Origin of the sequence: Pedobacter sp. HDW13 (assembly GCF_011303555.1) — a bacterium.
Lineage (GTDB): Bacteria > Bacteroidota > Bacteroidia > Sphingobacteriales > Sphingobacteriaceae > Pedobacter.
This window is the reverse complement of sequence record NZ_CP049868.1, coordinates 2446967-2466229: the sequence shown is the minus strand read 5'-3', so window position 1 is coordinate 2466229 and position 19263 is coordinate 2446967. Positions and strand designations below refer to the sequence as shown.

11 protein-coding genes, 4 tRNA genes and 1 rRNA gene are annotated in these 19263 nt (G+C 41.7%); 4 read left to right on the top strand and 12 right to left on the bottom strand.

Annotated features, from left to right (window positions below):
- Positions 1–280 precede the first annotated feature (280 nt).
- The 8 genes from G7074_RS10400 to G7074_RS10365 form a co-directional block, all read right to left on the bottom strand.
- Positions 281–357, bottom strand: a tRNA-Ala gene (locus G7074_RS10400).
- A 17-nt stretch (positions 358–374) separates the two neighbouring features.
- A tRNA-Ile gene (locus G7074_RS10395) sits at positions 375–449 on the bottom strand.
- A 183-nt stretch (positions 450–632) separates the two neighbouring features.
- Positions 633–2154: ribosomal RNA gene (locus tag G7074_RS10390) — 16S ribosomal RNA — on the bottom strand.
- A gap of 962 nt (positions 2155–3116) precedes the next feature.
- A complete protein-coding gene (locus G7074_RS10385; RefSeq protein WP_199748419.1) occupies positions 3117–3434 on the bottom strand; it encodes a VOC family protein in 318 nt (105 codons plus the stop codon).
- Between the two features lie 564 nt (positions 3435–3998).
- Positions 3999–4072, bottom strand: a tRNA-Asp gene (locus tag G7074_RS10380).
- Positions 4073–4268: 196 nt separating this feature from the next.
- Positions 4269–4342: transfer RNA gene (locus G7074_RS10375), tRNA-Asp, on the bottom strand.
- A gap of 103 nt (positions 4343–4445) precedes the next feature.
- Positions 4446–5519 (bottom strand): peptide chain release factor 1, encoded by a 1074-nt coding sequence (gene prfA / locus G7074_RS10370; protein WP_124558805.1) that lies wholly within the window; start codon positions 5517–5519, stop codon positions 4446–4448.
- Positions 5520–5822: 303 nt separating this feature from the next.
- Positions 5823–6572, bottom strand: a complete 750-nt coding sequence (locus G7074_RS10365) for a UDP-2,3-diacylglucosamine diphosphatase (protein WP_124558806.1) — start codon at positions 6570–6572, stop codon at positions 5823–5825.
- Between the two features lie 119 nt (positions 6573–6691).
- Here G7074_RS10365 and G7074_RS10360 point away from each other — a divergent pair, with 119 nt between their 5' ends.
- The 4 genes from G7074_RS10360 to G7074_RS10345 all read left to right on the top strand — a co-directional run bounded on the left by G7074_RS10360 (position 6692) and on the right by G7074_RS10345 (position 10883).
- The gene (locus G7074_RS10360) at positions 6692–8818 is read left to right on the top strand and encodes a prolyl oligopeptidase family protein (RefSeq protein ID WP_166208289.1); all 2127 of its coding nucleotides are present in this window, start codon (positions 6692–6694) and stop codon (positions 8816–8818) included.
- A gap of 3 nt (positions 8819–8821) precedes the next feature.
- Positions 8822–9313: a hypothetical protein gene (locus G7074_RS10355; protein ID WP_124558808.1), complete on the top strand. Its 492-nt coding sequence runs from the start codon at positions 8822–8824 to the stop codon at positions 9311–9313.
- Between the two features lie 194 nt (positions 9314–9507).
- Complete coding sequence (locus G7074_RS10350) at positions 9508–10518, top strand: NAD(P)/FAD-dependent oxidoreductase (RefSeq protein WP_039477703.1); 1011 nt, start codon at positions 9508–9510, stop codon at positions 10516–10518.
- 38 nt (positions 10519–10556) lie between these two features.
- Positions 10557–10883 carry a 2Fe-2S iron-sulfur cluster-binding protein gene (locus G7074_RS10345; RefSeq protein WP_025141835.1) on the top strand — a complete coding sequence of 109 codons (327 nt, stop codon included), beginning with the start codon at positions 10557–10559 and terminating at the stop codon, positions 10881–10883.
- Between the two features lie 97 nt (positions 10884–10980).
- Here the strand turns inward: G7074_RS10345 and G7074_RS10340 are convergent, their stop codons facing one another.
- From G7074_RS10340 to G7074_RS10325, 4 genes are all read right to left on the bottom strand, one after another.
- A complete protein-coding gene (locus G7074_RS10340) occupies positions 10981–13584 on the bottom strand; it encodes a glycoside hydrolase family 2 TIM barrel-domain containing protein (protein WP_166208286.1) in 2604 nt (867 codons plus the stop codon).
- 107 nt (positions 13585–13691) lie between these two features.
- The gene (locus G7074_RS10335; protein WP_166208283.1) at positions 13692–15950 is read right to left on the bottom strand and encodes a GH92 family glycosyl hydrolase; all 2259 of its coding nucleotides are present in this window, start codon (positions 15948–15950) and stop codon (positions 13692–13694) included.
- 107 nt (positions 15951–16057) lie between these two features.
- Positions 16058–17386, bottom strand: coding sequence for an alpha-L-fucosidase (locus tag G7074_RS10330; RefSeq protein ID WP_124558811.1), 1329 nt, complete (start codon positions 17384–17386; stop codon positions 16058–16060).
- Positions 17387–17410: 24 nt separating this feature from the next.
- Positions 17411–19102, bottom strand: coding sequence for a S41 family peptidase (locus tag G7074_RS10325; RefSeq protein ID WP_124558812.1), 1692 nt, complete (start codon positions 19100–19102; stop codon positions 17411–17413).
- Between the last annotated feature and the right edge of the window lie 161 nt (positions 19103–19263).

Sequence of the window (19263 nt, the reverse complement as noted above, 5' to 3'; positions counted from 1 at the left end):
GTGGTGAGCACAAACACAACAGTCGCCTATTGTTGTTTGCTCTTCTTTTTTAACTTCTTCCAATATGTCAAAGAACTTTACTGAGGCTGAAAACCGAAGGTATAAAAGTACAGGGTGTCATGTGCCCTTCCTTAAGCTTCGTATCAGCTTCGTTAGTAAAAAACTGCGGTCTCGAACCGTTTTCCGATGTCCTTCTTTTGTTGTACATCAGTGCCCCATGGCGTTTCTTCTTTTCTTAATTATGTCAATGTAGACCATCAATCCTGACAGTGTCTGTATTTGGTGGAGAATAACGGAGTCGAACCGTTGACCTCCTGCGTGCAAGGCAGGCGCTCTAGCCAGCTGAGCTAATCCCCCAAAAGGTTGTTGTAATGTAGTCCCGTCCAGATTTGAACTGGAGACCCCTACATTATCAGTGTAGTGCTCTAACCAGGCTGAGCTACGGGACTATGGTTTAAGGCAAGCGCTTCGCAGTATATAGTACCTTACCGCTACTGCTTCCTTTGGCTTACCCCATCTTTAAGTTCCGTTAAGCTTACCTTTATAGTAGCCCACCGTTTTCTTCTGGGTGTTTCTTGTTTCTCTTGTTGTGAAATATCATGTTGCGAAGCGAGTAGGTGACGCTACTCCAGAAAGGAGGTATTCCAGCCGCACCTTCCGGTACGGCTACCTTGTTACGACTTAGCCCCAGTTACCGGTTTTACCCTAGGACGCTCCTTGCGGTTACATACTTTAGGTACCCCCAGCTTCCATGGCTTGACGGGCGGTGTGTACAAGGCCCGGGAACGTATTCACCGCGTCATTGCTGATACGCGATTACTAGCGAATCCAACTTCATGGGGTCGAGTTGCAGACCCCAATCCGAACTGTGAATGGCTTTGTGAGATTCGCATCATATTGCTATGTAGCTGCCCTCTGTACCATCCATTGTAGCACGTGTGTAGCCCCGGACGTAAGGGCCATGATGACTTGACGTCGTCCCCTCCTTCCTCTCTGTTTGCACAGGCAGTCTGTTTAGAGTCCCCATCATTACATGCTGGCAACTAAACATAGGGGTTGCGCTCGTTGCGGGACTTAACCCAACACCTCACGGCACGAGCTGACGACAGCCATGCAGCACCTAGTTTCGTGTGATTGCTCACTGATCTATCTCTAAATCATTCACTAACTTTCAAGCCCGGGTAAGGTTCCTCGCGTATCATCGAATTAAACCACATGCTCCTCCGCTTGTGCGGGCCCCCGTCAATTCCTTTGAGTTTCACCCTTGCGGGCGTACTCCCCAGGTGGAACACTTAACGCTTTCGCTTAGCCGCTGACTGTGTATCGCCAACAGCGAGTGTTCATCGTTTAGGGCGTGGACTACCAGGGTATCTAATCCTGTTTGATCCCCACGCTTTCGTGCCTCAGCGTCAATAAGACCATAGTAAGCTGCCTTCGCAATCGGTGTTCTGAGACATATCTATGCATTTCACCGCTACTTGTCTCATTCCGCCTACCTCTAGTCCATTCAAGCCCATCAGTATCAAGGGCACTGCGATAGTTGAGCTACCGTCTTTCACCCCTGACTTAACAGGCCGCCTACGCACCCTTTAAACCCAATAAATCCGGATAACGCTTGGATCCTCCGTATTACCGCGGCTGCTGGCACGGAGTTAGCCGATCCTTATTCTTCCGGTACATTCAGCTACTTACACGTAAGTAGGTTTATTCCCGGATAAAAGCAGTTTACAACCCATAGGGCAGTCTTCCTGCACGCGGCATGGCTGGTTCAGAGTTGCCTCCATTGACCAATATTCCTTACTGCTGCCTCCCGTAGGAGTCTGGTCCGTGTCTCAGTACCAGTGTGGGGGGCCATCCTCTCAGATCCCCTAGTCATCGTCGCCTTGGTGGGCCGTTACCCCGCCAACTAGCTAATGACACGCATGCCCATCTTTATCCTATAAATATTTGATCATTGAATAATGCTATCCTGTGATTTTATGCGGTGTTAATCCGGATTTCTCCGGGCTATCCCCCTGATAAAGGTAGGTTGCATACGCGTTACGCACCCGTGCGCCACTTTCATAAAGAGCAAGCCCTTTAATCGCGTTCGACTTGCATGTATTAGGCCTGCCGCTAGCGTTCATCCTGAGCCAGGATCAAACTCTCCATTGTAAAATGTTGTTTTGATTCTGACCAGTTTTAACTATTGTTAAAAATAGTCTTCTTTTGTTTTGTCTGTTAGACATCACCTTTAAAATAAAGCTCCTTAATCATGTACTTCGACCAGTACTTCATTAAACCCGCTTTCGCTACATTGACATCTCTTTTAAGAACTTATCGGCATCACCTCGCGGTTGCCTTTCTATATATCTTCAGGGCTTGGTTTCTGCCGGTCTTATTCGTCCCGCTTTCAGTTTTCGCCTGTTTCAATCTTTTTTCGTTTGCTTTCCGCGACATCCGCCGCTCAGCTTTTTTACCCTTCCTTATCGTTGGGAGTGCAAAGGTAGGAATCTTTTTTTAACTTCCAAATAAAATAATTTTTATTTTTTCGTTTTATTTTTTCCTGCTTCCCACTATTTCAAGTGCCGGTTTTATCCAGCTTCCCTCTCCTTCAGGAGCGGGCTGCAAAGGTAACAATCTTTTTCCTTCATGCAAGCTTTATTTTAAAATAAATCTCGCCCCATCCTCACCATTGTACGCTTTTCAACTAATCCCCTCTCCTTCCGAGCGGGTTGCAAAGGTAGGAAAAATTACAACCCGCACAAATCCTTTTATCGATTTTTTGGGGATATTAGGCTAACTTAATGGTTTACAGCAGGAAATAATCGTACCTGTTGTAAACAATTGGCACTTTAGGTGGTTTCAAAGCGCCATCAAGGCGCTTTTTTATCATTAAGCAGTTGAGAAAATTAAGGCTGGAAGGGAATTTCGTGGTTTTGGGGCACCATGAGCGGGCGGTTTGCGCCGTCCGCACCACCTAAACCTGGCCGGTGCGGAAAACCCGCAGTGCCGATCCTTCACCGGCACGAAGATTTGAAGCAAAGAACGGGAACTAACTTATATAGTGACACAGGAATCTGCTTTGCTGATAACTATAGTATACTTATAACTATATAATTCATTTACCTTCTGGCTTAAGTCAGTTCATCCATATAAAAAAAATTAAACTTATGCCCGTCTGGATCGCAGAAAACAAAGCCATAGTACCCCTCCCCAAATTTGTCTGGCTTAGAAACAAGCTTTTCACCTGCCTTATCAATTTCTTCTGCCCATTCATTTACTTCAGCTTTGCTGCCCGCGGAAAGGGTGAACACCACTTCGTTTCCATGTTTCAGATCAACTATATCACCGTGGATATTGGACTCAAGCACATCTTTTAAAAAGAAATGAATTACGAAATTGCTTTCCCCAACCAAAAAGCTGGTTAAATCTTCAGAGTGGCTTAAAACCAATTTCAGTATAAAGCCGGGTTGTTTGTGCCAAATCAGCTACGGCTAAATTCGCTCATATCTTTCTTGTTTTCATTATATAGTATTTAATGTATGTGATTTGATAATTGCATTGCCTAAAAACAAAAGCAAACGGATTGCGATCTCAACAAATCTCTTGTACATGGAAAGCTGATGTTCTGCTTCCCTCAGCCTCTTCTCCAATGCCTTGTTCTCTTGCTTTAACTCAGACTCCAGCTCTTTGAGTCGCTATTGATCATTGTCCTTCATAGGCCGACCAATGCTTTTATATCCTGGATAGGCTAATTTACTATATTTTCGCAACCAATTCTGAATGCACTGATTCCCGCGGATATCGTATTTACGTTGCAACTGATCTTTATTCAAATGCCCATTCTCGTATCCCTCTACAACTAGCCGCTTGAAACTCTCACTGTAACTCCGGGGTGGACGTTGCAGTTTTTTTAAATTATTATTGACCATCTTTTGTTAAGATTTGATCAACCTTTTTTAGGACTCCACAAAAAACAAAAAAGCCTCAACTTTTTCAAGTTAAGGCTTTTGTTGCGGAATGGACGGGACTCGAACCCGCGACCTCCTGCGTGACAGGCAGGCATTCTAACCAGCTGAACTACCACTCCTTTTGTTCTTCTTTAAAGTCCGAACCTCTTTCCCCTTTCGGGACTGCAAATATAGAGACTATATTTGGTTTATCACTATATGAAGCAACATTTTATGCTATAATTACGTAACTCGCTGAACCTCATTCCGAATAATTTTACCGGAAAGGCTGTAAAACAAAAAAGCCTCAACTTTTTCAAGTTAAGGCTTTTGTTGCGGAATGGACGGGACTCGAACCCGCGACCTCCTGCGTGACAGGCAGGCATTCTAACCAGCTGAACTACCACTCCTTTTGTTCTCCTTTAAAGTTCGAACCTCTTGTCTCTTTCGAGGTTGCAAATATAGAGACTATATATTAATTCGCAAACTTTTTTTTAAAATAATTGCAACTACTTAATTTGCAGCACCTTCCTGCATCTTTTCAGCGTTTTCAGCAAACTGAAGGGCATCAATAATCTCCTGAATCTCGCCATCCATAATGGTTGGCAGGTTATACATTGTTAAACCAATGCGGTGTTCGGTAACCCTTCCCTGTGGATAATTATAGGTTCTGATCTTTGCCGAACGGTCGCCAGTTGACACCATTGTTTTACGTTTAGCGGCAATATCACCATTCTTTTTCTGCAATTCGATGTCATAAAGTTTACTACGCAGCATCTCCATCGCAATAATCCGGTTACCCAATTGCGAACGTTCACGCTGGCACACCACTACAATGCCCGAAGGTTTATGCGTTAACTGCACCTTGGTTTCTACTTTATTTACGTTCTGACCACCTGCCCCTCCCGAGCGCGAAGTTTGCAGCTCAATATCTGCAGGGTTAATATAAAGATCAATTTCTTCAGCCTCCGGCAATACCGCTACCGATGCTGCAGAGGTATGCACGCGTCCCTGGGTTTCGGTATCGGGCACACGTTGTACACGGTGCACACCACTTTCGTATTTTAACTGGCCGTATACATCTTCGCCACTTACTTTTAAAATTACCTCTTTGTAACCGCCTGCTGTACCTTCTGTCACATCAACGGTTTCAACATTCCAACCTTTGGTTTCGAAAAAGCGGGTGTACATGCGGTATAAATCGCCTGCAAATAATGCGGCCTCATCTCCACCAGTACCACCACGAATCTCAAAAACAGCGTTCTTAGCATCTTCCGGATCTTTAGGAATCAACATCACACGAATTGCGCTTTCCATTTCTTCCTGCTGTTTCAACAGCAAATCCAGTTCCTCTTTCGCCATTTCACGCATTTCAGGATCTTTCTCTGCCGTTAAAATTTCTTTATTGGCATCGATATTACTCATCACATTCTTGTAAATCTTATACTCGTCTACAATTTTGCCTAAGTCTTTATATTCTTTATTTAAAGCCGCAAAACGTTTCATATCCTGTATCACATCAGGATTACTCAATTGCTCTTCTACATCTTCCCAGCGTAGTTTTATAGCTTCTAATTTGTCTAACATATTTATTCTTGTTGAAATTTCCGCGCTGTTGGCATAGGGCCAAAAATTAAGGAAAATGCAAAAATAAGGAAAAAAGCTGAATTTGTTTGTTTAGATCGGAGGGTTAGTTGGCCAACTGTTTGAATTGGTTATGCGCTTAGGTATAAACTGAAACCCAGGAAGCATTATTGGAAAATGAAAGATTCTGTGCCAATGGCAGCCAGTAGTCCTGCTATCTCTCCATATCCTCACTCAGACTTCGCTCCGGGCTTTCCGTTCTATCAGGTTTAGGTACAGCGTGCTTTCACCAGACATAAAGTTAATCTAATCGTTAGGCTGGTAATATTCTAACTTTAACTCTTCTCCGTCAAATACAGCATAGGAATTGTAATTGAGCCATTCGCCAATATTTACATACCTACTTCCCTTACCCAAATCGATATCGAGCGGCAGGTGCCTGTGCCCAAAAATAAAATAATCGAAATGTGTTTGCTGCAATTGTTCTTTAGCGTAAATGGCCAGCCATTCTTCATCCTCACCTAAAAAAACTTCCTTTTCTGTTTGCGCGGCCCGACTTCCTCTGCTCCAGCCATTGGCAATACCAATGCCCAAATTGGGGTGTAAACGGGCAAATAACCATTGGCAGAGCCCGCTTCTAAAAATTTTCCGTAAAAATTTATATTTATTATCGCCCGGACCAAGGCCATCACCATGGTGCAGGTAAAATTTCTTTCCGCCACGCTCCATAATCATTTCATCACTGATAATTTCCAGTCCTATTTCTTGGGTAAAATAATCGCGCACCCACATGTCATGGTTCCCTTTAAAGAAATAGATTTTTATCCCCGAATCGGCCATTTGCGCCAGTTTTCCCTGTAGGCGGATAAAACCTTTCGGTATTACCTTCGCATACTCAAACCAGAAATCGAAAATATCGCCCATTAAAAAAAGCTCGGCACAGCTTGGCGCTATAAAATTCAGCCAACTTACAATGCGTGCCTCACGTGCGCGGCTTTCAGCATAATCCGGGGTACCCAAATGAAAATCGGAAGCGAAATAAATATTCTTGGCCATGTACAGGCAAAGGTAAGGTAAAAAGACTAAAGAGCAAGGTGAAAGACTAAAGCGCAAAGCCTTGTAATCTGTGTAATCCCTCTATAAAAACATATATTAGTAAATAAATCTTGTTGAATATGAAAAAACAAATTGTATTGAGCTTATTTGCAGTAAGTCTTTTCGCTTGTAAACCAGAAAAGCAAGCCGCAGAAAAAATAACATTAATGAAATATCCCAACACGAAAAAAGATAGTACCACCGATAATTACTTTGGCAACAAAATAGCCGATCCTTACCGCTGGCTCGAAAACGATACATCGGCCGAAACCAAAGCATGGGTTGACGCAGAAAATAAGGTAACCCAAAATTACCTCGAGCAGATTCCTTACCGCGCCGATATTAAAAAACGGCTAACCGACCTCTGGAATTATCCCAAAGAAAGCGCCCCGTTTAAAGTGGGCGAATATTATTTCTTTACCAAAAACGATGGCTTGCAGAACCAAAGCATCTGGTTTATTAAAAAAGGACTGGATGGAGCGGAAGAAGTTTTCCTCGATCCCAACAAATTGACTGCCGATGGAACTGCGGCTGTTTCGCTGCTTGGCTTTTCGCACAATAAAAAATACCTGGCCTACTCTGTAGCCCAGGCCGGATCAGACTGGAGTAATATATATGTAATGGAAGTGGCCACCAAAATGAAACAGGGCGACGAACTGAAATGGACCAAATTCTCTGGTGCGGCCTGGCGAGGCGATGGTTTTTACTACAGTAAGTTCGATGAGCCGGTAAAGGGCACCGATCTTTCTGCGGCCAATAAATACCAGAAAGTATACTACCATAAACTGGGCGATCCGCAGAAAAACGATCAGCTGATTTTTGAAGATAAAACCAATCCGAACCTGTACTTTGGGGCCAGTGTTACAGAAGATGAACGCTTTTTGGTTATTTACGCCAATGCAGGTACTTCTGGCAATGCTTTGTATTATCAGGATTTAAAATTACCCGGCAGTAAAATTGCCCAACTGGTAAAGGGTTTTGAAAACAACCATGGTGTAGTAGATAATGTGGACGATAAACTTTTGTTAAGCACCGATCTGGATGCCGAAAACAAGCAGATCGTACTGGTCGACCCGAAAAATAACGATCGAAAAAACTGGCAGAAAATTATTCCGGAATCAAAGCTGGCCATGGAGAACATTGCTACAGGTGGTGGCTTTTTATGGGCAACTTATTTAAAAGATGCCAGCACCAATATTGTTCAGTTCGATTTAACCGGCAAAAAAATTAGTGAAGTAAAGTTGCCCGCTATTGGCACCGTTGATGGTTTTGGCGGCTATAAGGAAGATCAGGAATTCTTTTATTCCTTTTCTAACTTCACCACACCAAGCTCTATTTACCGCTACGATCTGAAAAAAGGCGAATCTACTTTATACAGAAAATCGGCTATTCAGCTCAATACCGAAAATTACGAAACTAAACACGTATTTTATCCATCAAAAGATAGCACTAAAGTGCCCATGTTTATTGTACACAAAAAAGGCATCAAGCTCGATGGCAATAATCCCGTTTATTTGTACGGTTATGGTGGTTTTCAGATCAGCTTAACACCAGGTTTTAGCTTATCGCGCATGTTGTTTTTAGAGCATGGCGGTATTTACGTACAACCGAGCCTGCGTGGTGGCAGCGAATACGGTGAAGCATGGCACAAAGGTGGTATGATGGAGAAGAAACAAAATGTTTTTGATGATTTTATTGCTGCTGCCGAATACCTGATAAAAGAAAAATATACCAATCCAGCTAAAATTGCCATTTCAGGTGGTTCAAACGGAGGGCTTTTGGTTGGCGCCTGCATGACCCAAAGACCCGAGCTTTTTAAAGTGGCCCTGCCGGCAGTTGGTGTTTTAGATATGCTGCGCTACCACAAGTTTACCGTTGGCTGGGGCTGGGCAGTAGAATATGGAACCAGCGATAAAAAAGCTGATTTCGATTATCTAATCAAGTATTCGCCGCTGCACAATGTAAAAAGTGGCGTAAATTATCCGGCTACTTTAATCACTACGGCCGATCATGACGACCGGGTAGTGCCTGCGCATTCCTTTAAGTTTGCGGCGACCTTACAGGAAAAATACAAAGGTGATAACCCGATGCTAATCCGGATCGAAACCAAAGCCGGTCATGGCGCCGGAAAACCAACTACAAAATTGATTGAGGAATCGGCAGATGTATGGAGTTTTGTATTTCAGAACTTAGGGATGGGCTGGTAAATGATGAAAACCTATAAAAAGATTGAGAACAACGAATTATATGTTTATCAAAATGGAGTCCTTATTTACAAAAAATGGCTTAAAACTGGCTATTCAAAGGTCTTTGACCTAATGGCCTACGATAAATACACATTAGAGAGCTACAACGACACAACTTATAAAACCTCAAATTCTTTAATAATAGTAAAAGCAGAATTAGAATTAAAACCAACAGAACATGGTGGCCGTAAAACGGGTTTTGTATCCGGGTTTAGGCCAAATCACGTATTTGAGCGTAAACAGGAAGAAGTGCTGCAAACCTTTATTGGAGATATCACTTTTAATGATTGGCACACTATAGAACCCGGAGAGAAAAAAAATGTAACAGTCAGATTTATCGATTCCCCAAAACTACACCGACATTTGCAACTCGGAAAAGCTTGGGATATCTATGAAGGACAAAAGTTAATTGGACAAGCTAAAATTCTGTCATTGTACGATACCAACGAAGTTTAAAAACCATTACCCTACTAAACCTATAGACCAATTATAATTTGCTTTAAAACGTTAAAAACCCTTAACTTTTGCTTTTAACAGAGGCAGGGCATATAAAATATTGAATACAACAGATTTACAAAATTATCTGGAATATTTCTAAATAACAGAATTGATAATACTTTATTTCGTAACTTTGCGTCAAATTTTTTTTAATGATCACTACTGATATAGCCGTAATAGGCGCTGGTCCGGTGGGCTTATTTGCCATTTTTGAAGCCGGTTTATTAAAAATGCGTTGCCATTTAATTGACTACCTGCCTCAGGTTGGCGGTCAGCTGTCTGAAATTTACCCTAAAAAACCGATATATGATATCCCGGGCTACCCTTCTGTTTTGGCTCAGGAGCTTATTGATAACCTAATGGAGCAGGCCAAGCCTTTCCACCCAACGTTTACTTTAGGCGAGCGTATTGAAGGTTTAGAAAAGCGTGGCGAAGCCGATTTCGTTTTAACTACGAATATGGGCACCGTAATCGAAGCTAAAGTTGTGGTAATTGCAGGTGGATTGGGTTGTTTTGAGCCACGTAAACCGGCTGTAGAGAACTTAGAAAATTTTGAAAACGGAAAGGGTGTTAACTACATGATCCTTGATCCGGAAAAATACCGCGATCAGAAAATGGTAATTGCCGGTGGTGGCGACTCTGCCTTAGACTGGACGATTTACTTAGCTGAAGTTTGTTCGGAGCTTACTTTGGTACACAGAAGCGAGAGTTTCCGTGGTGCACCAGATTCGGTTGCTAAAGTAATGGCATTGGCCGAAAGCGGAAAAATTAACCTGATTTTAAACAGTAACCTGCAAGCCGTACACGGAACCGATAAATTAGAAAAGGTTGAAATTGTACAGAACCGTACAATGGAAAAAACTGTTGTAGATGCAGATCATTTAATTCCTTTATTTGGTTTGAGTCCTAAATTAGGCCCGATTGAAGACTGGAATCTAAACATCAGCAAAAGTGCAATCGAGGTAAATGTTGATGATTACTCGACCAATATCCCGGGTATTTATGCTATTGGCGATATCAACACTTACACCAATAAACTAAAATTAATTCTGTGTGGTTTCCACGAGGCAGCATTAATGAGCCACAGTGCTTATTCTTACATGAATCCTGGTGTGAAATATACCATGAAATATACAACTGTAAACGGAGTTTCAGAATTTTAAGCTTTCTGCTATATTTGCGGTTATAAAGAGAGCTAAAAATGGAGAACAACATTAACATATATATGCAAGAGCCGGATGGCTCGGTTACCGAACACGTTGCACCAACCGACATGGGTTTAAGCCTGATGGAGTTTTTAAAGGCATCAGAATACGATATTTTGGCAACCTGTGGCGGAATGGCCCTTTGTGCTACCTGCTGTGTCGATGTTTTGGAAGGTGAAGAGAAACTTAACGAAATGACAGACGATGAGTATGCCATGTTAGATACTTTACCTGATTTATTACCCAATTCGCGTTTAGCCTGCCAACTGCAGTTAAACAACAATATGGACGGACTAAAAGTGAAATTGCACGGCGTAAGCTAATTGCAAACTACATAAAATAGAAAAGGCGATACCAAAAGTATCGCCTTTTCTATTTCAGACCTCACAGGTTTTAAAAACCTGTGAGGTCTTCTCTTTTCTACTGAACATTCACTTTTTGCGCAGCAACATTCCAGCCATATACCTCAACAGCTAAATTATTTTGTGTATCTGTATATTCTACCGTAACGGTTTTACTTTCACCCGGTAAAATACTCACATAGTTATCGTCGTAAAATGCGGGTAATATCCTTTCGTTGCTGTTACCGTTAATTAAGGCTACCCGATTGAAAAATGCAACCGGATTTCCTGAAGCATTGCTTAAGGTAACTTCTACCTTACCATTCTTTTTAACCGCAGCAACTTTTAATGGTGCCTGTTTTATATTTTTCAGGCCAGAATATTCGCCATCTTTTCCAGGCAGCCAGTAAATATTTTCGCTCAATATGTTTTGCTGCTGATCCAAAATTCTTAACGAAACAAATACGCCTTCTTTTTTATCAAGCTTGGTTAAAAACTCATTTAAAGGGAACAACCTTCTAACCGATGATGGACCAACTGAATTAAATACCTGTGAGTAGAAATAATCTTTCCCATCCATATCGTAGGCTTTAGCCTGCACCATTAAGTTGTTGCGGGTGGTAAAGCCATTGTTTACGATGGTTACCATACTATCCAAAGGGTTCATCATTACGTGCAGGGGCTCGCTACCTTTTCTTAAACCATATAAACAGGCATTCGGGTCAAGGTAATAATCGTACATCTGTCCGCGCATGGCTGTCCACGGGTTTTGGGTTTTCCAGATGATGGAACCGGTATACCAATCCCACATTTTGTTCGAGAAACCTTCCATTAAAGCGCGGTACTGATCGTAATTGGCCAGTTGTGCTTTCATGGCAAAATCTTTAGCATCTTTTGGTTTACCATAAGGATTAAGATATTGCTCGTAAGAAATGTATTTGTGATAATCCCATACCGAATCTGGCTTGGCTTTATATTGTGGTGCAACCAGGTTTTTCTCCGGAATAAAGCGAAGTAAAGAAGCGTAGTCGCCTACCCCTACCGAACCCACCTCAGAGTTGTAAGGGAATGTCTGTGTTCCCCAAAAGGTTTTAATATCCTGAATGCCATAAGGACCGTCGCCGTTACCACCAATGGAATTGTACGACATTTCATCGCTGTTAGAGAAATCGAAAAACTGACGTGTTCCGTCTAACCTCGGAAGAATATCATTTTTCAAAGGATTTAAAATATCATCAGGTGGGGTAATTTCGTTTCCGCCGCACCAAAACGCAAGTGAAGCATGGTTTCTGATGAGTTTAATCTGATCTTCAATAGCCGTTAAAACCAAAGGATGATCGTCTGGATAGTTTCTTCTAGTCCATTGATCTTCTTTTTTCATCGGATCTACCCAGCGGCCATTACAATCGCCGCTAAACCAAAAATCCTGAAAAACCAATAAACCATATTTATCGCAGGCATTGTAAAACTCTGGTCTTTCCAAAATTGCCCCGCCCCAAATCCTGATCAGGTTCAGGTTCATATCTTTGTGGTAACGTACTTCAGCATCGTAGCGCGCATCGGTAAAACGCAACATCGCATCAGAAATAATCCAGTTACCGCCTTTAATAAAAATCTTTTGGCCATTTACAAATGTGCCCATGCTTTTGGTATGGTCGTTCCAGATATTATCAATCTGGCGGATACCCACTTTAAGCGCTTCCTGATCCAGTACCTGTGCTGAGGCAATAAACCTGATCTTTAAATCGTAAAGGTTTTGATCGCCATAGCCACTTGGCCACCACAATTTGGGGTTCTCGATTTGTAAATCTGAAAGCTTAACAGTAGTAGTTTGGTTGGCGGCAATTGTTGCAGGCTGTTTAATTATCTTTCCTGCTATTTCGTATTGCAGTGTACCAGAAACAGCGTTGCTGGTTGGGTTTTCTACCTCAACAGTAACCTTCACCGTTGCCGGGTTTTGCTTACCTGTTGCTAATCTTTTACCCGGAACCAAAGTAACCACATGTGGATTTTGGAGATTGATACTTTTGGTTTTTTCGATGGTAACCTTGTCCCAAATACCGGTATTACGATCGCGGGTGGGTTGAATCCAGTCCCAGCCAGCAGTATATTGTGTAGTTAAACCTTTGGCAATGGTTCCGTCGCCACCCTGGCCACCATTAGGATTGCCTGGAAAATCAGGCGGATAAACAATTACAGCCAATCTGTTTTTACCACTAGCTGCAAGTAGTTTGGTAATATTGTACTGCGCCCGTATATGCATCCCTACCTGGGTTTTAGGATTTACCTTTTTGCCATTCAAATAAATTTCGGCTTTGTAATTAATCCCTCTAAACTGTAGCCAAACCTGCTCATTACCTGTTGCACGCTCGTCAAAATCTTTTACAAACCAATACGTATAATGCTCGTTACCCGTGTGGTAAACATCGGCAATCATTTCGTTGTTCATGCCATAAAATGGATCGGGCACTTTTTTGTTGTTCAGCAAAGTGGTAAGCACCGTTCCGGGCACTGTAGCTGGCATCCAGTTATTGAGCGCGAAACCTGTTTTAGAAATTGCTGCACCATCTGATTTTATATCTTTGACATTGGTACAAATCCATCCCGAATTTAATTCGTAACGCTGCTGCGCACCTGCGATTAAACCCGAGCAGCATAAAAGAAGTAGAAATATTTTCTTCATTATTATTAATTATTGAATGAGTGATTTATTGGAATGAATGAGCGGATGTTTGAATGAGTAGGATATTTCTAGTCATTCAAGCATCCGCTAATTTAATCATACTTATATTATTTGGTTGGTACAGGCCTGTCTTCAGTTTTTACACCCCAGGTTGCCGATGGCTTGTTGCCCATATAAATCTGCATATTTCCACCAGCCATAATCGCTTTGTGTAAAATAAATGATTTGGTATAAGGCTTGCCGTTTAGCACAATTTTCTGAATGTATTTATTGTCGGTACTATTTCCGATTACTTTAATATCGAACTTTTTGCTTCCTCTAAGCGCAATGCTGGCTTCGTTAATTAATGGTGTGCCAAAAACATAAGCACCATTTGCAGGATTTACCGGATAAAAACCCATAGCGTTGAAAACATACCAGGCACTCATTTGCCCTACATCTTCATTACCGCACAAACCATCGGGCTTAGCCGAATAAAAGTCTTTATCTATTTTGCGGATCAGATCGGCCGTTTTCCAGGGCTGACCTGCGTAAGTATATAAATAAGTAATGTGGTGGTTGGGTTCATTTCCTTGTGCATAATTACCAATCAAACCACTGATATCAGGCGAACCATTGGTTCCCAAATCTAAAGGTAAGGTAAACAGCGAATCGAGCTTATTGATAAAAGGTTTATCACCTCCAAAAAGATTAATCAGTCCTTCAACATCCTGAGGCACCAGCCAGGTGTACTGCCAGGCATTGCCTTCTACATAATCATCTTCACGGTGTTTAGATGAAAAAGGATCGAATGGGCTTCTCCAGTTTCCATTGGCCAGTTTACCACGCATAAACTGAACATTAGGATCGAAATACTGGCAGTATAACTTTGCTCTTTTGTTGAAATAGTTGTAATCGGCGGTTTTGTTCAGTGCTTTAGCCATCAGCGCAATACAGTAATCATCAATCGCATATTCCAAAGCTTTACCAACCGATTCGTTTACCTTATCGGCAGGAATATATTTTAGCTCCTGGATGTACTCAATGCCATCTGTTTTCTGCATGGCCGATTGTTTCACCGCTGCATAAGCCAGGTTTACATCAAAACCGCGGTATCCTTTCAAATAGGCATCAACAATAACCGGTACAGCGTGGTAGCCAACCATGGTATTGGTTTCGCTTCCCATTAAATGCCAAACAGGTAGTTTACCCTGCTGTTTGTAAATGGCCAGCATAGTATTCACCACATCGTTCACCTTATCCTGGTGCAGGATAGTAAACAACGGATTGGCTGCACGGTAAGTATCCCACAACGAAAAAGTAGTTAAATTATTAAAGCCGGCTTTTTTGTAAACCTTTTTATCTGTGCCGAGGTAATCTTTATTGACATCGTTAAACAGTGAAGGCGCAACCATGGTATGGTACAAAGCTGTATAAAATACTTTTTTGGTGTTATTAGAAGCATCAATTTTCACTTTGACCAGTTCTTTTTCCCATTTAGCATCGCTTTTTTTAACTGTTGCGGCAAAATCCCAATTGGGTAGCTCTGTTTTTAAGTTTAAAATAGCATTATCGATACTTACCGGCGAAAGTGCCACTTTAATCTGCAGTTTGCCATTATTTATTGCAGCAAAATCGACAACAGCTTTCAGCTTTTTACCGGTTAATGCTTTTCCGCTTTTAACAACAGTACTATCATATAAAGTAATGGCTTTAACCGGTTGAGAAAGCTTGATTACAAAATACAAGCGTTGATCGCTGGACCAACCTTTCGAATTTCTGTGCCCAACAATAGTCATGGCATCGAGCTGTTTAAAAGAGGCCGATACCGGAGCATCCCAGCCAATCCCTTCAATTAAATCGATGATAATATGCGGCGTTTCGGACGCATTTTTAAAGGTATATTGGTGAAACCCTACTCTTTCGGTAGCCGTTAATTCGGCCTTGATTCCATATTTATCTAACAATACACTATAATAACCGGCCTTAGCTACTTCATTTTGGTGCGAAAAGGTAGATAGATAACCTGCCGGATCGTTGGCCGTTTTACCCTTTTCTAACAAGGTTTTCCCTGTTGCTGGCATAATCGAAATATCGCCTAAATCGCCGATGCCCGTGCCGCTCAAATGGGTATGTGCAAAACCGGTAATCGTGTTACCCACATAATTGTAACCGCTGCACCAGTCCCAGCCTTCGAAAATGTTATTGGGTCCGAGCTGTACTGCGCCAAAAGGCACATTGGCGCCCACAAAAACGTGCCCGTGTTTTGCCGAGCCAATTAGCGGATCGATATACTGGGTTAATTTAGTTTTTTGCTGCGCAAAGGCCTGATTAACACATAAAGAGGCAGTTAAAAATAGAATGGATGAGATTTTGTTGAAATGCATGGTTCTGTCCTACGATAGATTTTAAAGCCCTAAAAGTAAAACGTTTTACGTTAATTTTCATTTAAAATGAAAAAGAATTACATCTAAGCTATAATAGCACAAACCATTTATTTCCCGATATCCAATACAATTACATGGTCTGGCTCGGTACTACTCACTGTAGTATTTATGCTCAGTTTTCCCTTTTTAAGGGTATAATTTACCGCAGTTTTATCTTTTAGCAAATAGGCTTTTTTAATTTTTTTAGCCGGAATGTTTTCTAAATCGAGCGTAGTGGTTTTACCATCCAAAATGTGGATATAGATATTTTTATCGGTTTGGGTAATACTTCCCCAAGCCTGCGGCTTAATAAACCCTGCTTTGGTGTTGTAAATACTCTCTCCATAAACTTTTAGCCAGGCACCCATGCCGGCCAAACGCTCCTGAAACTCGGGCTGGATTTTACCATTTGGCATTGGTCCGATGTTAAGCAATAGGTTTGACCCTAAACTGGCGGCTTTAACCAGCATATTCACCAACTCTTTGTTCGATTTGTAATGGGTATCGCTCAAATTATATCCCCACGAATTTGAAATCGTTTCGCAGGTTTCTAACGGAAGTTTATCTGATGCTTTCTGAAAACTTAATCCCGACTTATTTTCTCCGGGAAGATCGCGTTCAAACATCTGGAAATCTTCGCCAGCAAAAGGACTCAGGTGGTGGTTATTCCCAATCATACATTGTGGCTGTAATTTATGGATGAGGCTGTAAATTTCATCATATTTCCAGTCTATGCGCGAGGTTCGGTCTTTTTCACCTTCGGGAGCCGTCTGGTCCCAATGACCGTCGAACCAGATGCCACCTATTTCGCCATATTTGGTTAATAATTCGGTAAGCTGATTTTTCATAAACTGCAGGTAACTGGCATAGTCACCTTTACCCGTTCTACCCGAATTTTGGCCCGTACGCCCGGTTTCATGCGGATAATCTTCACGGCGCCAATCTAACAAAGAATAATATAAGTAAAGTTGTATACCCTGTTTATGGCATTCATCAGCCATCATTTTCACAATATCTTTTTTATATGGCGTGTTCACAATGTTGAAATCCGAATATTTGGTATCCCACATGCTAAAACCATCATGGTGCCTTGTAATTAGCGTAATGTATTTCATGCCCGCATTTTTGGCCATGGATACCCATTGTGCAGCATCAAACGCTGTGGGGTTGAAAAAATCTTTCAGGTTGGTATAGTTATGTACAGTCAGCTTCCTTTCGTTCATTACCCATTCGCCACTCCCCGGAATACTAAATGGCCCCCAGTGAATAAATAAGCCAAACCGCGCATCGTTAAACCATGTTCTTTGCTTTAAATTAGATGCTGCCGGTGTGTATTCCTGTGCGTTTAACTCTAAAGCCAGTAACAGAATAAGGCCTACAAATGCTAGTTTTTTCATTGGGTAAGATAAAATTTGGTTAGGTTAATTAATTGAAGCTGTTGCTTTTGTAGGCTTTCCAATCACTTTATAGTTTCCGTCGCCCTTTAAAATAGCTAAAATCTGGGTTTGGTTGGTAAACAGATTTTTCGCCGCAGCCAGTTCTTTATCGTATTGAAAACTTTGCTCAATCCTTCCTTTTTCGTAAAAGTAACGGCTTACAATCTGGGTTTCGAGCACACGTTTAATTTCTGCTTTATGGTTTACCAAATCAGTTTTTTTAGAAGAAGTGAGTTTATATTTCAGGTTTTCGAGATCACTTTTTACTTCTGCCGATTTATTTTCCTTTTCAGCTTCTGCGCGCAGGTCAGAGAGTAATCTTTCGGTGCGGCTCAGGTAGGTTAAATCCTTATCGGCCAAACTGCCCGAAAATGCGGCATAATCGGCATCAGAAAGTTGAAAGGTTTTTGCTGCAGCTACAGTTGGTTTTTCCTTTTTGTACTGGTTAGCATAACTGAAGAAAAGATTTTTATTCAGCATAGAGATTGTAATCGGACTCAACTTTGAAGCTTCCACTACAATATCAGGATAAACGCCGTTGCCACTATATACATTTCTACCGGCTTTGGTTTGGTACATCACCATGGTAGAATCGGCAAAGCGTTCGGCTACACCGTCGGCATTTTTATGGGCGTAATCTAATTTCTGGATACAGCGCCCCGATGGGGTATAATATTTAGCTACGGTTACCTTTACCAAACTATTGTAAGGCAAGTTAAATGTTTGCTGCACCAAACCTTTGCCATAACTGCGCTGGCCAATTACTATGGCACGGTCTAAATCCTGCAAAGAGCCAGCTACAATTTCGGAAGCAGACGCAGAATTTCCATTTACCAGTACCACTAAAGGCACGGATGTAGAAATTGGCGCAAAAAGTGTTTTATAGGTAAGGGTTTTTTCTACATTTTTACCTTTTTGGGTAACCACCAATTGGTCTTTATTTACAAAAAGGTTCACAATTTTAACTGCTTCCTGCAAAATCCCTCCGCCATTATTTCTCAAGTCGAGTACTACGCCTTTCGGATTTTCTTTCTGGATGGCTAGCAAAGCATCTTTAACTTCCTGACCTGAGTTTTCTAAAAATTTATCAAGTTTAATGTAGCCGATACCATCACCCACCATGCCCGAGTAAGAAACGTTTGGTTGTTTAATTTCTTCGCGGGTTAGTTTTTTAGTTAATTCTTTACCATCCCTGATCACCAGCAAATCAACGGGGGTGCCTTTTGGCCCGCGCAGCAACTGACTGACTTCGGCACGATCTTTACCTTTAACAACAATTCCGTTTATGCTTACCAGCTGATCGCCCGGTTTAACTTCGCTTTTATATGCCGGATAGCCCTCGCTAATATCATTTATAAATAGTTTACCATCAATAAAAACGGTACTGGCCCCAATACCACCGTACTGCGTGCTTACATATTTCAGTTTATAATCTTCAATTTCCGATTCGGGAACGTATTCGGTATAGGGATCCAGGCTATCGAGCATGGCATCAATTCCCGTACGCATCAACTTTGGCGCATTGGTATCATCAACGTAGTTAATATTGATTTCTTTATACAGGGAGGCAAAAATATCCAGGTTTTTAGAAACCAGAAATAAATCTTCTTTGAAAGAAAAAGATAAAGCAGCCACCCCCAGGCTAACTGCTAAAAGACTATATTTTAGTTTCTTCATAACCTTATTATTTTAGTCCCAAAAGGCGCATTTAAATAAAAGGCTGCTTATGGGGGAAATTATTTATCGTTTTAGTAGAAACGTAAATGTACAAAAAGCAATAAATATTAAAAACAGCTTATTTGGGGCAGGCGTAAATTAAGCGTTACGCAAAAAATCGC

Excerpts from the sequence above, each read along its gene's own strand:
- G7074_RS10340 (WP_166208286.1), bottom strand. The coding sequence starts at position 13,584 with ATGAAGAAAATATTTCTACTTCTTTTATGCTGCTCGGGTTTAATCGCA.
- G7074_RS10350 (WP_039477703.1), top strand. The coding sequence starts at position 9,508 with ATGATCACTACTGATATAGCCGTAATAGGCGCTGGTCCGGTGGGCTTA.
- G7074_RS10365 (WP_124558806.1), bottom strand. The coding sequence starts at position 6,572 with ATGGCCAAGAATATTTATTTCGCTTCCGATTTTCATTTGGGTACCCCG.
- G7074_RS10325 (WP_124558812.1), bottom strand. The coding sequence starts at position 19,102 with ATGAAGAAACTAAAATATAGTCTTTTAGCAGTTAGCCTGGGGGTGGCT.
- G7074_RS10335 (WP_166208283.1), bottom strand. The coding sequence starts at position 15,950 with ATGCATTTCAACAAAATCTCATCCATTCTATTTTTAACTGCCTCTTTA.
- G7074_RS10345 (WP_025141835.1), top strand. The coding sequence starts at position 10,557 with ATGGAGAACAACATTAACATATATATGCAAGAGCCGGATGGCTCGGTT.
- G7074_RS10360 (WP_166208289.1), top strand. The coding sequence starts at position 6,692 with ATGAAAAAACAAATTGTATTGAGCTTATTTGCAGTAAGTCTTTTCGCT.
- prfA (WP_124558805.1), bottom strand. The coding sequence starts at position 5,519 with ATGTTAGACAAATTAGAAGCTATAAAACTACGCTGGGAAGATGTAGAA.
- G7074_RS10355 (WP_124558808.1), top strand. The coding sequence starts at position 8,822 with ATGAAAACCTATAAAAAGATTGAGAACAACGAATTATATGTTTATCAA.
- G7074_RS10330 (WP_124558811.1), bottom strand. The coding sequence starts at position 17,386 with ATGAAAAAACTAGCATTTGTAGGCCTTATTCTGTTACTGGCTTTAGAG.